The sequence below is a fragment of the Streptomyces gottesmaniae genome (genome assembly GCF_031845845.1).
In the GTDB taxonomy this organism is placed as follows: domain Bacteria; phylum Actinomycetota; class Actinomycetes; order Streptomycetales; family Streptomycetaceae; genus Streptomyces; species Streptomyces akebiae.
In genome coordinates, this window is record NZ_JAVRFJ010000038.1 from 45,842 (window position 1) to 60,686 (window position 14,845).

Annotated in this window: 13 protein-coding genes; 8 read left to right on the forward strand and 5 right to left on the reverse strand. The window is 71.2% G+C overall.

Going from position 1 to position 14,845, the window contains the following annotated elements; all coding sequences use genetic code 11:
• Positions 1 to 111 precede the first annotated feature (111 nt).
• Positions 112 to 1,551, forward strand: a complete 1,440-nt coding sequence (locus tag RM704_RS34055; protein WP_311591854.1) for a hemolysin family protein — start codon at positions 112 to 114, stop codon at positions 1,549 to 1,551.
• On the forward strand, positions 1,548 to 2,636 hold the full coding sequence (locus tag RM704_RS34060; protein WP_033532530.1) for a hemolysin family protein: 1,089 nt from the start codon (positions 1,548 to 1,550) through the stop codon (positions 2,634 to 2,636). Before RM704_RS34055 ends, RM704_RS34060 begins: the two co-directional genes overlap by 4 nt.
• Before the next feature lie 96 nt (positions 2,637 to 2,732).
• Here the strand turns inward: RM704_RS34060 and RM704_RS34065 are convergent, their stop codons facing one another.
• Positions 2,733 to 4,607 (reverse strand): AAA family ATPase, encoded by a 1,875-nt coding sequence (locus tag RM704_RS34065; protein WP_033532529.1) that lies wholly within the window; start codon positions 4,605 to 4,607, stop codon positions 2,733 to 2,735.
• 433 nt (positions 4,608 to 5,040) lie between these two features.
• Positions 5,041 to 5,694 (reverse strand): uridine kinase family protein, encoded by a 654-nt coding sequence (locus RM704_RS34070; protein WP_192829884.1) that lies wholly within the window; start codon positions 5,692 to 5,694, stop codon positions 5,041 to 5,043.
• A 172-nt stretch (positions 5,695 to 5,866) separates the two neighbouring features.
• On the opposite strand from RM704_RS34070, the gene RM704_RS34075 reads away from it, so the two are divergent.
• The 3 genes from RM704_RS34075 (at position 5,867) to RM704_RS34085 (ending at position 8,311) form a co-directional block, all read left to right on the forward strand.
• The gene (locus RM704_RS34075) at positions 5,867 to 7,252 is read left to right on the forward strand and encodes a C39 family peptidase (RefSeq protein WP_033532528.1); all 1,386 of its coding nucleotides are present in this window, start codon (positions 5,867 to 5,869) and stop codon (positions 7,250 to 7,252) included.
• Between the two features lie 149 nt (positions 7,253 to 7,401).
• Positions 7,402 to 7,548: an SCO1431 family membrane protein gene (locus tag RM704_RS34080; protein WP_107072471.1), complete on the forward strand. Its 147-nt coding sequence runs from the start codon at positions 7,402 to 7,404 to the stop codon at positions 7,546 to 7,548.
• Positions 7,549 to 7,651: 103 nt separating this feature from the next.
• Positions 7,652 to 8,311 carry a TetR/AcrR family transcriptional regulator gene (locus RM704_RS34085; protein WP_107072470.1) on the forward strand — a complete coding sequence of 220 codons (660 nt, stop codon included), beginning with the start codon at positions 7,652 to 7,654 and terminating at the stop codon, positions 8,309 to 8,311.
• 58 nt (positions 8,312 to 8,369) lie between these two features.
• Here RM704_RS34085 and RM704_RS34090 read toward each other — a convergent pair whose 3' ends face one another.
• Positions 8,370 to 9,623: a glycoside hydrolase family 18 protein gene (locus tag RM704_RS34090; RefSeq protein ID WP_033532527.1), complete on the reverse strand. Its 1,254-nt coding sequence runs from the start codon at positions 9,621 to 9,623 to the stop codon at positions 8,370 to 8,372.
• Between the two features lie 356 nt (positions 9,624 to 9,979).
• On the opposite strand from RM704_RS34090, the gene RM704_RS34095 reads away from it, so the two are divergent.
• On the forward strand, positions 9,980 to 11,158 hold the full coding sequence (locus RM704_RS34095) for an acyl-CoA dehydrogenase family protein (protein ID WP_033532526.1): 1,179 nt from the start codon (positions 9,980 to 9,982) through the stop codon (positions 11,156 to 11,158).
• Here the strand turns inward: RM704_RS34095 and RM704_RS34100 are convergent.
• Together RM704_RS34100 and RM704_RS34105 are read right to left on the reverse strand one after the other, a co-directional pair.
• Positions 11,121 to 11,420, reverse strand: coding sequence for a hypothetical protein (locus RM704_RS34100; RefSeq protein ID WP_078937576.1), 300 nt, complete (start codon positions 11,418 to 11,420; stop codon positions 11,121 to 11,123). The genes RM704_RS34095 and RM704_RS34100 overlap by 38 nt on opposite strands.
• Before the next feature lie 133 nt (positions 11,421 to 11,553).
• Entirely contained in the window at positions 11,554 to 12,012 is a 459-nt protein-coding gene (locus RM704_RS34105) for a hypothetical protein (RefSeq protein WP_033532525.1), read from the reverse strand.
• A 268-nt stretch (positions 12,013 to 12,280) separates the two neighbouring features.
• On the opposite strand from RM704_RS34105, the gene RM704_RS34110 reads away from it, so the two are divergent.
• On the forward strand, positions 12,281 to 12,721 hold the full coding sequence (locus RM704_RS34110; RefSeq protein WP_033532524.1) for an Lrp/AsnC family transcriptional regulator: 441 nt from the start codon (positions 12,281 to 12,283) through the stop codon (positions 12,719 to 12,721).
• 121 nt (positions 12,722 to 12,842) lie between these two features.
• Positions 12,843 to 14,447 carry an amidohydrolase gene (locus RM704_RS34115; RefSeq protein WP_033532523.1) on the forward strand — a complete coding sequence of 535 codons (1,605 nt, stop codon included), beginning with the start codon at positions 12,843 to 12,845 and terminating at the stop codon, positions 14,445 to 14,447.
• Positions 14,448 to 14,845 lie beyond the last annotated feature (398 nt).

Here is a 14,845-nt window from a genome sequence, read left to right on the forward strand (position 1 = left end):
CACCCCGGAAGGCAGGGGCTCCCTGCTATTCGAGGAGTGACTCCCTCCAGCGATGGACGGATCGTCCTGTAGTACCTGCGCCGCCCCCTCCCGGCATATCGAGGCGGCGGCATGACCATCCCCCTGCTGCTCCTCGGAGCCGCGTTCCTGCTCATCCTCGCCAACGGCTTCTTCGTGGCCGCCGAGTTCGGCCTCGTCACGGTCGAGCGACCGGAGGCCGAGAAGGCCGCCGCCGAGGGCGACCGCCGGGCCCTCAAGGTGGTGAGCGCGCTCAAGGAGCTGTCGTTCCAGCTCTCCGGCACGCAGCTCGGCATCACCATCACCTCCCTCGTCGTCGGCATGCTCGCCGAACCGGCGCTCGCGGAGATACTCCACGGCCCCTTCACCGCCCTCGGCATACCCGAAGGCGCCGTGTCCGGGGTGTCCGTGGTCGTCGGCATGCTGCTGGCCTCCGCCGTGCAGATGGTGATCGGCGAACTGGTCCCCAAGAACTGGGCGGTGTCGAAGCCCATGCAGGTCGCCCGCTTCGTCGCGGGCCCCCAGCACGTCTTCTCCCGTCTCTTCCGTCCGGTCATCGCCGCCCTCAACGCGGTCGCCAACCGCCTGGTCCGCGCCTTCGGCGTAGAGCCCACCGACGAGCTGGCCTCCGCCCGCACCCCCGGCGAACTGGTCTCCCTCGCCCGGCACTCGGCCCAGGCCGGCGCCCTGGAACAGGACACGGCCGACCTCTTCGTCCGCACGCTCTCCCTGGGCGAGCTGACCGCGGAGAACGTGATGACACCGCGCGTCAAGGTCAGCGCCCTGCAGTCCTCGGCCACCGCCGAGGACGTGGTCAACCTGACCCGCGCCACCGGCCTGTCGCGCTTCCCCGTCTACCGGGAGCGGATCGACGAGATCGTCGGCATGGTCCACCTCAAGGACGCCCTAGCGATCCCGGCCCACGACCGGCTGCACACCCCGGTCGGCCGCATCGCCAGGACCCCCCTCCTCGTCCCCGAGTCGCTGCCCGTGCAACCGCTGCTGGCCCGGCTGCGCAGCGAGCAGCCCATCGCCGTCGTCGTCGACGAGTACGGCGGCACGGCCGGTGTGGTGACCCTGGAGGACATCGTCGAGGAACTGGTCGGCGAGGTGCGCGACGAGCACGACGGGCACGAGAGGCCCGAACTCGCCGCGGCCCCGCCCGAGGACGGCCGCCTCGCCTGGGACGCCGACGGCAGCTGCCGGGTCGATGTGCTCCAGCGCATCGGCCTCGACGTCCCGGAGGGCCCCTACGAGACGGTCGCCGGCCTCGTCGCCGACCTGCTCGGCCGTATCCCCGCCCCCGGCGACCGTGCCGAGCTGCCCGGCTGGCGGCTGGCGGTGCGCCAGGTGGGGCACTACCGCGCGGAGCGCGTACGCCTCGTCCGCACCACTCCCGTCACGGACACCGTCCCCGTCACGAAAGGGGCGCGCGGCCCGGAACCCACCCCCGTGAAGCGAGCGACCCGTGGCAGGGGACCGGGACCCATCCCCGTCCCGGACCCCGCCTCGGCCGTGGAGGCAACCCGATGAGCATGCTCCAACTCCTGTTCGCCCTGCTCCTCGTGCTCGCCAACGGCTTCTTCGTCGGCGCCGAGTTCGCCCTGGTCTCCGTCCGCCGCAGCCAGATCGAACCGCTGGGCACCACCCGGGCCCGCCAGGTCCTCTACGGCCTGGAGAACCTGCCCCAGATGATGGCGGCGGCCCAGTTCGGCATCACCGTGTGCTCGCTGACGCTGGGCGCGGTGGCCGAGCCGACGGTGGCCAAGCTGCTGGAGCCCCTGTTCGAGGCGATCCACCTGCCGCACGGCGTGATCCACCCCCTGGGTTACGTCATCGCGCTGGCCGTGGTCGTCTTCCTCCACCTCGTCATCGGAGAGATGCTGCCGAAGAACCTGGCGATGGCGGCGCCGGAGAAGACCGCGCTGTGGCTGAGCCCGGCGCTGGTGGCCTTCGCGAGGCTGTGCAAGCCGATCACGATCGGTCTCGGTGCCTGCGCCCGCCTGGTCCTGAAGCTCTTCCACGTCGAGCCCAAGGACGAGGTCGAGGCCGTCTTCACCAGCGTCCAGCTGGTCCGGCTGGTCGAGGACTCCGGTCAGGCCGGGCTGCTCGACCCCGAGGAGCAGGAGCGCCTGGAGGACGCGCTGGAGCTGGGCTCCCGCCCGGTGACGGACGTCCTGCTCAAGCGGGACACCCTGGTGACGGTGGTGCCCTCGGTGACCCCCGCGCAGGTCGTGGCGCTGACCGCCCGTACCGGCTACTCCCGCTTCCCGGTGGTCGCGGAGAACGGCGCCTTCATGGGCCGCTATCTCCACGTCAAGGACGTCCTCGACCTGGAGGACTCCGACCGTGCCGTCCCCCAGCAGATCTGGCGCCCCATGACCACCCTGCGCGCGGAGCTGCCGCTGGACGACGCGCTGACGGTCATGCGGCGGGCCGCCACCCATCTGGCCCAGGTGGCGGACGCCTCCGGCAAGGTGCTCGGCCTTGCCGCCCTGGAGGACGTCCTGGAGCTCCTGGTCGGCGAGGTCCGCGACCCGGCCCACCGAGAGATCCAGCCGGTCCGCGTGACGGAGCCGAGGGGCAGCGAAGCCGCGGAGGAGGCCCTCGCAAGCTGATTCCGCCCCAGCTCGCGCGGTTCCCCGCGCCCTTCTCAAGGGGCGCGGGGAACTATGCGAACGGGGTCCGGGGGTAAGGGCGCGGGGGCGAGGAACTCACATCGCCGACGGATCCTGCGGCCCCCGCCCCGACAGGACCTCCCCGTACGCCTGCATCAAGTCCGGCAACCGAAGCGTCGACAGATCGTCCCGCGTCGGAATCGACGGGTACCCCGACAGCCGCAGATCCCGATACGCACAGCTCTTCTCGTACAGCGTCCGCAGAAACCGCCCGTTCCCGAGCTCGTCGATCCACCCCTGCTCCACTACATGCCCGGAGATGGACCGCAACTCGTCGAGCGCCTCCTCGTCCCACACGTCCCCGTTCTCCGCCGCGAGCACCTCCCCGATGGAGGTCAGCTCCAGCGGCCGGTAGGAGGGGAAGTCGACACGCGTGGTGAACCGGGACGACAGCCCGGGGTTCGCGGTCAGCAGCCGGTCCATCCCCTCCGGATAGCCGGCCAGGATCACGACCAGATGATCCCGGTTGTCCTCGGCCCGCTTCAGCAGCACCTGAAGCGCCTCGTCCCCGTACGCGTCCCCCTTCCCGTACCCGGAGTTGGACAGGGAGTACGCCTCGTCCACGAACAGCACCCCGCCGATCGCCGAGTCGATCAGCTCGTTGGCCTTCACGGCGGTCTGCCCGAGGTACTCGCCCACGAGATCAGCGCGCTGCGCCTCGACGAGGTGGTCACCGCCCAGCAACCCGAGCGCGTAGAAGACGCGGCCCAGTATTCGCGCCACCGTCGTCTTCCCGGTCCCCGACGGCCCGGAGAAGACGAAATGCCGCTTGGGCGGCTGCACGGGCAACCCCTGCCCCGCCCGCAGCCGCGCCATGTTCAGCTGCGCGGACAACGCTTTGACCTGCCGTTTCACCGGCTCCAGCCCGACCATCCGCTCCAGCTCCGCCAGCGCCTCCTCCAGCAGCTCCGGATCCGTCGGCCCCGCCGGCAGGGACAGCGGCTCCACCGGCACGACGGACTTCTCGCGTACGAAGGTGTCGCCGGCCTCCGGCGGCAGCCCGCCCGAGGGCGGCGGTCCGGGCTCGGACACCTTCAGGTCCCGGCCCTCGGCGTCGAAGAAGGGCTCCAGGCCGTCGCCGTCGAGCACGTCCTGCCCGATCCCGGCGAGCGCGATCGCGGCGAAGTCGCTCGCGTCGTCGTCGTACCCGTCGCCCTCGGAGATCGCGGCCAGCCGCGCGGAGGTGTCCATGAAGGCGGGGTCGACCCGGTGCACGGCCCGGTACAGCGGCAGCGCGGCCGCGCTGCGTCCCGTGCCCTCGTGCGCGCGGGCCAGCCAGTACCGCAGCTCCTTGCGCTGCGGCTGCTCGCTGCGGCAGCGCATCAGCGCCGCGGAGAGCAGCGGCTCGGCCTGCCCGTACGTCTCCAGACGGACGCGGGCCATCCCGCCGAACAGGCCGGCCTCGATCCCCAGCAGGGGATCGTCGAGCAGCGGATCGGTGTGCCGGACCAGCTGCTCCCAGTCCTTGACCAGGTAGGCGCGGCAGGCGTGCAGAAACCGCACCTGGTGGTCCGCGTCGACCGGCGGGAGCCCCGCGAGCGCCCGGTCCAGCTCGGGCACATGGCGCCCGTCCAGCCAGTGCGAGGCGTGCGCGAGGAGCAGATCACGCGGACTCTCCAGCACCGGCTGCACCCACCAGCCCAGCCAGTACCAGGAGTTGAGGGTGCGGCGATGCCGGGAGCGCTGCTCCCCGAAGCGCTCCCGGTGCCGGAACATCCGCAGCAGCGCGGTGGTCGTGTCCACCCGCAGCGCGTGCAGCCCGAGCCAGCCGTCGGCCATTCCCGGATCCATCCGCACCGCGGCGCGGAACTCCTCCTCCGCCTGCGGATAGGCGCCCATCGTGTAGGCGTCCACGCCTCGCAGCCAGGCGAGGTCGGCCGGTGCCTCGGGGCCCCGCGAGCCGAAGTCCATCACGTCCCCCACAAACCGTGCCCCCGCTGGAAACCGAACGGGCCGGTGCCCGTCGGCAGCCTTCGTCGAACCGCTGTGCCGCGGACGGGAGTTGCGCCGGTGCGTTGCTGCAGCCGTCCGAAGGTCGCACCCTGGGCATCGTACCTGCGGGTCGGTCGCCCTTCGAAGGGTGCCGCAGCCCTCGTTCCCCGAGGTCGGGGCAGACGGGGCGCATTGCGGACGGTGACCGAGGGTGAAGGAATGGTGTCCCAGGAGTTCCGGAAAGCCGCGAAAAGGCAGAACGAAGCCCCCGATCACGGGGGAACAACCGGGGGCTTCGCGTATATGGGCGGTATCGAATGACCGCACATTGAGAACGTAAGTCCTGTACGGCCCCTCGGTCAAGCCGAGTTGGGGCACTCGGGGAACTTCCCGGACGGCTGTCTTCACAAGTTCAGCACATTGCGGATGGCCCGTCACCCTGAGTGAGGTGAGATGCCGATCCAGGAGTCGTCGCAGGTCCCGTGAGCACCTCGTACCCCTTCTTTCCCGGCCGAATCAGCAGATCGGCGAACGGCCGAGAAGGATCCTCGGAGAAATGCCGACGTTCCGCCCGGACCCAGCCGGCCCAGAAGTCGCCCTGTTCCGCCCCGTCCCGTTCCTGCCCCCGCGCCCAGGCCTCCCCTTCCGCCACCTCCATCCACACCAGCCACGCCAGAAACGGCCGCAGCACCCGCCGACCCGCACCCACCCCCTCGACGACGACCACGGGCGCGCTCGGCAGCACGCGCGCCGGACCGAAGCGGCGCTCCCGCCAGTCGTAGGGGGCATAGCGCGCGATCCGCCCGTGGCGCAGCGGCTCGATCACCTGGTCCCTCAGGCGGTCCGTCCACGTGAACAGTTCCTCGTGCGTGGCGATGTCGTCGAGGTGCAGCACCGGGGCGCCGCCGAGCGCGTCGGCCAGCCGCCCGGCGAAGGTGCTCTTCCCGGACCCGGCGTGCCCGTCGACGCCCACCAGCCGGACCGGCCCGCAGGAGGGCGACAGCCGCCGCAGCCGGGCGGCGAGCTCTTCGACGGCGGGGTCCACGGGAGCGGGGGAGGCGTGCATACGTGGATTGAACACCGTGCCGCGCGGCCTCGGGTACGCCACTGGTGTCGACCAATATTGGCGGGCGTGGCGCGGCGCGCGGTGCTGGCAAAGGTCGTTCCCCGGCGTCCATAGTGGGCGAACAGCCGTGCGTCTGAACTGTTCCTTCCGGACCACTGGGGGTCACCCACAGATGACGAGCCTCTCCGAGCCGTCCCGCAGGACCGTCCTGACCGCAGCCGTCGCCACCACCGCCGCCGCGGCGGTCGGAGGGGCGACGCACCAGGCGGTCGCAGACACCACGAGCGGCCGGGGCGAAGCCCTCGCCCGCCCCGCGCGAGCACCGGAACGCTTCACGGACTACCGCGCCTGGACCTCATACACCGACTGGTGCTCGGGCAGTGCCCGGGGCACCCTGGCGAAGGCGGGGACACGGCCGGGGCTGGTGATCGACACCCCGCTCGGGACCGCCGACTACACCGATCCGCACACCGGGCGCACCGCCGCCTGGGAGTACGCGACCTGGACCTCCCCGGCGCACCGGCTCACGGTGCCCGCCACCGAGGCCATCGCGTCCTGGAACGCGCACACACCCGAGGGCACCTGGATCGGGATCGAGTTGCGGGGCACGTACTCCGACGGCACCGACACACCCTGGTACGTGCTCGGCCGGTGGGCGGCCGGCGACCAGGACATCAGACGCACGTCCGTCGACGACCAGAAGGACGGCCGGAGCAGCGTCTGGACGGACACCTTCGCGATCGACGACCCGGCGACCGGCCTGCGCCTGGCCTCGTACCGGCTGCGCCTGACCTTGTACCGCACGCCAGGCACCCGGCTCTCTCCCACGGTCTGGCGGCTCGGCGCGATGGGCTCCGACGTCCCCGACCGCTTCACCGTCCCCGCCTCGACGCCCGGCCTCGCCCGGGAGCTGGACGTTCCGCGCTACTCGCAGGAGATCCACAAGGGCCAGTACCCCGAGTACGACAACGGGGGCGAGGCCTGGTGCAGCCCCACCTCCTCGCAGATGGTCATAGAGTTCTGGGGCCGGAAGCCCAGCGCCGCCGACCTGGCCTGGGTCGACCCGGCGTTCGCGGACCCGCAGGTGTGCCACGCGGCGCGGTTCACCTTCGACTACCAGTACGAGGGCTGCGGCAACTGGCCCTTCAACGCCGCGTACGCCGCCACCTACAAGGACATCCAGGGCGTGGTGACCCGGCTGGGCTCGCTCACCGACCTGGAGACGCTGATCGCGGCGGGGATCCCGGCGATCACCTCCCAGTCGTTCCTCGCGGAGGAGCTGACGGGCGCGGGCTACGGCACCGCCGGGCATCTGATGACGGTGATCGGCTTCACCGCCGACGGCGACGTCATCGCCAACGACCCGAACTCGCCGACCAACGAGGCGGTGCGCCGGGTCTACCGGCGGCGCGAGTGGGAGAACATCTGGCTGCGGACCAAGCGGTACAACGCGGCCGGCAAGGTCGTCTCCGGCACCGGCGGCGTCTGCTACCTGTACTTCCCGGCGCGTCCCACGGCCCGCCAGCGCGCGGCGCTCTCGGCGGTGGGCATCCGCTGACGCAGCGGGTCATGCACGGCGCGGCTCCCGGACGGCGGGGGCCGCGCCGATGTGTGACCAAGGTCTCGGCCGCGAACCGCCCATGCGGTGGCAAGGTGGACAGGCGGTGGGGGGAGCCCATCGCACACCGATCACACCAGCGAGCTGCCATGACCGCGACCTCCGCCACCGCCGCCCGCGTCCGGACCCGCACGGGCGGGCCCGAGGACGACGGCCCGAAGATCGTCGAGCACGTGATGGGCTGGACCCTGGTCGTGGTCGTCGCGATGCTGGTGGCCCAGCTGGGTCTGCTGTGACCTGATCCGCCGGTCGATTCTGTCGATCAGAGTCGAACAAGCTGGTGGTGAGGGTCTGCCATACTGCGGTTGTCCCGCTGGCAGTTGGAGACCAGGACCGAAATTGAATAGCAGTCAACAGCGTGGAGTCGAACCGCCGCGGGCCCGCGGCACCGACCGTTCGCTGGCGCGCCGCGCCGAACTCATCTCCATCGGGCGCAGGTTGTTCGCCGACACCTCCTACGACACGTTGTCGATGGACGACATCGCGCGACAGGCGCATGTGGCCAAGGGACTGATCTACTACTACTTCAAGTCCAAGCGCGGCTACTACCTCGCGATCGTCGAGGACTCGGTGGCCGATCTGATCACGTTCGCGGCGAGCGGGCTCCAACTGCCGCCCGTGGAACGGGTCCACCGGACCATAGACTGCTATCTGCGGTACGCGGAGGACAACCAGGCCGCCTACCGCACGATCGTCAGTGGCGGTGTCGGTTTCGACACCCAGGTGCACGCCATCAGGGACGGCGTCCGCGAGGCGATCGTCGCCACCATCGCCGAGGGCGCGTACGGCAGGACGGACATCGAACCGGTCGCCCGCATGGGCCTGCTCGGCTGGGTGTGCGCGGTCGAGGGTGCCACCCTCGACTGGATCGATCGCCCGGAACTGCCCCGCGACACCATGTGCGACCTGCTCGTCAAGATGCTGGGCGGCTCGCTGCGCGCCATCGAGGAACTCGCCCCGGCCTATCTCGCGCCGGAGCCGGCCCGGCGGGACACCTGAGCGCACCCGGGGTGGGGGTCCGCCGACCGACCCCCACCCCTGTCCCCCGTCGCGGTGGCTACTTGATCGCCTTGATCAGCTCACCGTCGGCGGTGTCGCCGCTCAGCTCCCAGAAGAAGGTGCCGCCGAGGCCCTGGGCGTCCTTGTACGCCATCTTCCCCTTGATGGTCCGCGGGGTGTCGTAACTCCACCAGTCGTCACCGCACTTGGCGTACGCGGTGCCGCCGACGATCCCGTTGGCCGGGCAGGTCTCCTTGAGCACCTTGTAGTCCTCGTAGCCCGCCTCGTACGTTCCCGCCGCCGGGCCGGTCGCCGTGCCGCCGGGCGCCGACCGGGTGACCCCGGTCCAGCCGCGGCCGTAGAAGCCGATGCCGAGCAGCAGCTTGGAGGACGGGATGCCGAGGCCCTTCAGCTTCTGGAGGGTGGCGGCGGTGTTGAAGTGCTTGTCGGCGATGCCCGGGTACGGGTACAGCGGCGAGTGCGGGGCGGTGGTCGAGTCCCACGCGCCGAAGTAGTCGTACGTCATCGGGTTGTACCAGTCGACGTACTTGGCGGCGCCCGCGTAGTCCGCCGCGTCGATCTTGCCGCCGGGCTTGGCGTCGGCCGTGATCGCCGCGGTGACGAGCTCCTTCTTGCCGAATCGTTTGCGCAGTGCGGCCATCAGATCCTCGAAGGCCTCGCTGCCGCTGGTGTCGCAGGTGAGGCCGCAGGCGTTGGGGTACTCCCAGTCGATGTCGATCCCGTCGAAGACCTCCTTCCATCTGGAGTTCTCGACGAGGTCGTAGCAGGAGTTCGCGAAGGCCTCCGGGTCCTTCGCCGCCTCACCGAAGCCGCCGGACCAGGTCCAGCCGCCGAACGACCACACGATCTTGAGGTTCGGGTGCAGCTTCTTCAACTTGAGCAACTGGTTGAAATTGCCGCTCAACGGCTGGTCCGCGGTGTCCGCGACCCCGTCCACGGACTCCTCGGCGGTGAAGGGCTTGTCGGTGTCGGCCCAGGCGTCGCCGAGGGCGCACTTGCCGTCGACGACGTTCCCGAAGGCGTAGTTGATGTGCGTGAGCTTCTTCGCCGAGCCGGACGTCTCGATGTTCTTGACGAAGTACTTGCGGCCGTAGATGCCCCAGTCGATGAAGTAGCCGACGACCTTGGACCGGGCGGCACCGGGCGCGGGTTGCCGGGAGTCGGGCTTCGCGGAGGCGGAGGTCGCGGTCGCGGTGCCCGCTCCGGCGAGGAGCCCGGCGCCGAGGGCGGCGCAACACGTGGCGGCGACGAGCGTCCGGACGGGGACGCGGGGGCTGTGCGGTCTGAGCATCGTGACTCCGGGGGAGGGGCGCGAGGCGGGGAGGGGTGCTGCCTGGACCTGCTGTGCCGATGGCATGAACGCGATGGCGCGTTGTTGGGGGAGAACGTAGAGGACTAGACCACTGGGGTCAATGGTTCGGACCAATTCGAGCCGGGGTGTGGCGATCGCCGAATGTGTCCTAATGAACGGTCGTTAACCGGTGACTGGCTGCTCCGGATCGGGCATACTCCAAGCGCCACCGCCGCTGATCAGCGGCTTCCGTGATCCGGAGGAGGACCATCGGCTGTGGCACGTGAGACCCGGCGGCACCACCTCATCCCCGGTGCGTGTCCGCCGCAGTGCCCGACAGGGAGGAGAGCGTCGCCATGCCCGACCGCGCCGCGCAGCCGGTGGAACGTCAACTGCCCACGGAAGAGGCCCGGGATCTGATCTCGCTCGTCCGTGAGATCGCGCAGCGGGAGATCGCCCCGCACGCGGCCGAGGAGGAGGACGCCGGCCGCTTCCCTCGTGAACTCTTCGGCCTGCTCTCCGAATCGGGACTGCTCGGCCTGCCGTACGACGCGGAACACGGCGGCGGAGACCAGCCGTACGAGGTCTATCTGCAGGCGCTGGAAGAGCTGGCGACGGCCCGTCTCACCGTCGGCCTCGGGGTCAGCGTCCACACCCTCGCCTGCCACGCCCTCGCCAAGTACGGCACCAAGGAGCAGCAGATCGAGCATCTGCCGGCGATGCTCGGCGGCCGCCTGCTCGGCGCGTACTGCCTCTCCGAGCCCTCGTCCGGCTCGGACGCCGCCTCCCTGCGGACCAAGGCCGTCCGCGACGGCGAGGACTGGGTGATCAGCGGCACCAAGGCCTGGATCACCCACGGCGGCGTCGCGGACTTCTACACGGTGATGGCCCGCACGGGGGGCGAGGGCTCCGGTTCCCGGGGCATCACGGCCTTCCTGGTGCCGGGTGACGCCGAGGGGCTGAGCGCCGCGGCGCCCGAGAAGAAGATGGGCATGAAGGGCTCACCCACCGCGCAGCTCCACTTCGACGAGGTGCGCGTCGCCGACAGCCGACGCATCGGCGAGGAGGGCCAGGGCTTCGCGATCGCCCTGTCCGCTCTCGACTCCGGGCGCCTCGGCATCGCGGCCTGCGCGATCGGCGTGGCCCAGGCGGCACTGGACGAAGCGGTCGCCTACGCCACCGGGCGGCAGCAGTTCGGACGGCCGATCTCCGACTTCCAGGGACTGCGCTTCATGCTCGCGGACATGGCGACACAGGTGGAGGCGGGCCGCGCGCTCTACCTCTCCGCCGCACGGCTGCGCGACGCGGGCAGGCCGTTCTCCAAGCAGGCGGCCATGGCGAAGCTGCTGTGCACCGACGCCGCGATGAAGGTCACCACGGACGCCGTCCAGATCCTCGGCGGCTACGGATACACGGCGGACTTCCCCACCGAGCGGTACATGCGCGAGGCCAAGGTGCTCCAGATCGTCGAGGGCACCAATCAGATCCAGCGGATGGTCATCGCCCGTCACCTCGCGGGGCCCGAGTCACGCTGAACGAACCCCGGAAGGAGTCGGGCGCCGTGAAGGGGTCCGAGGGGGTGCCGAACTGGTCGAGGCCGCTCGGCGGCGTCGCCAGTCGCACCCACTCCGGATCGTGACGCCCCGGCAGGGTGCGGCCTCGGTCGGCCCAAGTGCGCATCAGCGCCCGGTAGATGGGCGGGTCCTGATGCTGGGCCGACCCTTGCGGAAGCGATTCTGCCGAAGCCGGCACGAAGATGTGACGCCGACTCCCGGTCACCGAAAAAGTTGGGGTCATACCGGGACAACGCGCACGAGGGCGAGCCGGTCACCGTTCCCGGGAATCGTGTCTGAGTTCGCGCCGGAACCGAACGGGGCAGGACGGGCCCGCCCGCCGGGCGCTGAGGTGGTGGGCCGAACGGGGCCCGGAATCAGGCGGCTTGGCGCTGATCGGCCTGGCGCTGATCGGGCTGCTGACGCCGCATCACCGGTACGCGCATCGGGCGCGAGCCCGGGCCGCCGACGTGCGAGAAGGGCTGGGTCCGCCAGTCGAGTCCCTGAGGGAGCGTCAACAGGAGCGCGGTGTCCTGCTCCTGCGGCTCCACGGACTCGTCCGCCGACCGGGCCTCGTTCGCCGAACGACCGGTGCCGGCGCAGGCCGTGAGCCCGAACGGATTCCACGGCGACACGACGCGCGCATGCTCGGGCAGGCTGTCCTCGTCGGACAGCAGCGCGATGGGCTGAGCGCAGTCCGGGCAGATCACCCGGTACATCTCGAAGGTGTCGTACGCGTCGAACTCGTCGTCCGGTTCGACGCCCTCCGGCTCGGGTTCGACGACTGCCTGGAGACGCTTGGGTGCGGTACGACCAGGGCGCTTAAGACTCTGCATGGGATTCTCCCCCTCGGGCTGGGCCGTGAAGGCACTGCGGCCTCGACCACAGCAAGCACTTCCCGCCCCGTCTCGGCGGTAATCACGAGATCATCACGAAGCCTGTTCGGGTGCTGTGGTCTTCGTCACATGCCGCTCGCAGGTGCCCCACATGGTCCGGCTGTCACCCGTATGGCGCACAGGTGGCTCTCAGGCACATCACGAAGCGGGTATGACCTGCGCCGCTCAGGTATCGGAGGAGATCAACCGCCCTGTAGGTTCTTGCGCCATGGAGGAGCTGGACCGACAGATCGTGCAGCTGCTCGTCGCGGACGGGCGGATGAGCTACACCGACCTGGGCAAGGCCACGGGCCTGTCCACGTCGGCGGTGCATCAGCGTGTGCGCCGACTCGAGCAGCGTGGCGTCATCCGGGGCTATGCCGCGGTCGTCGACCCGGAGGCCGTGGGGCTGCCGATGACCGCGTTCATCTCGGTCAAACCGTTCGACCCCAGCGCCCCCGACGACATCGCCGAACGCCTCGCCGGCGTCCCGGAGATCGAGGCATGCCACAGCGTCGCCGGCGACGAGAACTACATTCTCAAGGTCCGCGTGGCGACCCCGCACGAGCTGGAGGAACTCCTCGCGAGGCTGCGCTCCCTGGCGGGCGTCTCGACCCGCACGACCGTGGTCCTGTCGACCCCTTACGAGGCCAGGCCCCCGAGGATCTGACGCTCGTTCGCCGCTGTGGCCGTTCGTTGCGAGGGGAACGGTGGGCGCGGCGGCGGCACCGGGTGCCTCGGAACCGCGGCCCTGGTGCGACGAGGCGGCCGGCACACGCGAGACTGTCCCCATGAGTGATCGCACCGCCCCGTCGAACACCGTGTTGCTCCGCGGTGGAGAAGTCCACAGCCCCGCCGACCCGTTCGCCACCGCGATGGTCGTGGAGCACGGCCAGATCGCCTGGGTCGGCTCCGAGGGCGCCGCCGACGCCTTCGCGGCCGGCGTCGACGAGGTGGTGGACCTCGAAGGTGCCCTGGTCACCCCGGCCTTCACCGACGCCCACGTGCACACCACCGCCACCGGCCTCGCGCTCACCGGTCTCGACCTCTCCGCCGCCCCCTCCCTGGAGGCCGCGCTCCTTCTCGTACGGGAATTCGCAGGCGCCCGTCCCTCCGACCGCGTCCTCCTCGGTCACGGCTGGGACGCCGCCCGCTGGCCCGGGGGCCGCCCCCCGACCCGCGCCGAACTCGACGAGGCCACCGGCGGACGCCCGCTCTACCTGAGCCGGATCGACGTCCACTCGGCCGTCGTGAGCACCGCCCTGCTGGACCTGGTCCCGGGTGCCGACGCCTTCGCGGACGGCCCGCTCACCCGCGACGCCCACCACGCCGTACGGGCCGCCGCCCTCGGGGCCGTCACCCCCGGCCAGCGCATCGAGGCCCAGCGTGCCGCGCTCGCCCACGCCGCCGCGCTCGGCATCGGCTCGGTCCATGAGTGCGCGGGACCCGAGATCTCCTCCGAGGACGACTTCACGGGCCTGCTGCGGCTCGCCGCCGAGGAGCCCGGCCCGCGCGTGGTCGGCTACTGGGCGGAGCGCGACGTCGAGAAGGCGCGCGCCCTCGGCGCGCTCGGCGCCGCCGGCGACCTCTTCGTCGACGGCGCCCTCGGCTCGCACACGGCGTGCCTGCACGAGCCGTACGCCGACGCCGCTCACACCGGCACGGCCTACCTGGACGCCGGCGCCGTCGCGGCCCATGTGGTCGCCTGCACCGAGGCGGGGCTCCAGGCGGGCTTCCACGCCATCGGGGACGCCGCGGTGGCCTCGGTGGTCGACGGTGTGCGGGAGGCGGCCGAGAAGGTCGGCCTGGCCCGTGTGCGGGCGGCCCGGCACCGTGTCGAGCACGCCGAGATGCTCACCCCGGACACCGTCGCCGCCTTCGCCGAACTCGGCCTCACCGCCTCCGTGCAGCCCGCGTTCGACGCGCTGTGGGGCGGGGAGGAGGGCATGTACGCCCAGCGGCTCGGTGTCGATCGCGCCCGCACCCTGAACCCGTTCGCGGCCCTGCTGCGCGCCGGCGTACCCCTGGCGTTCGGCTCCGACAGCCCGGTCACGGCGCTGGACCCCTGGGGCACCGTCCGCGCGGCTGCCTTCCATCGCACGCCGGAGCACCGGGTCTCCGTGCGCGCCGCGTTCACGTCGCACACTCGGGGCGGCTGGCGGGCGATCGGGCGGGACGACGCGGGGGTCCTCGTGCCGGGCGCCCCCGCGGACTATGCGGTGTGGCGCACCGGCGAACTCGTCGTCCAGGCTCCCGACGACCGTGTGGCCCGCTGGTCCACCGACCCCCGTTCGGGCACCCCCGGCCTGCCCGACCTCAGCCCCGGCTCCGACCTGCCCGTCTGCCTGCGGACCGTGGTCGCGGGGCGGACGGTTTTCGTACGGCCGGGCGAGTGATCTCGCCGGACGACAGGAAACCGATCATGGCCGTTCGGCGCGCCGCGCGACCTGCGGATCCTCCCCACCGACCAGGCATTTGAGGGAATTGTCGCAGGTCAGACGGCAGTTGACAGTGGACGGCAGCGGGCGGGTAGGTTCTGCCGGGTCCACCACCGGACGTCCGACCGGGGAACTTCCGCGCGGTCGTCGAAGCGCCGCTGGGTCAGGGGCGGTGTGCCGCACCGGCGCACCACCGCTGGCAGCCAGGCCCAGGGTTCGCGCTTCGACGAGGGAACGTTCCGGCCCGGTCGGGTAGGTGCGACCCGGGTGGGGCCCGGACGCTCAGTAGACAACGGCTTTCGGTCGACCCGCAGCCAGCGGGCCCCAGGTCGGCCCGAAGGGCGTCGGGCCCCCAT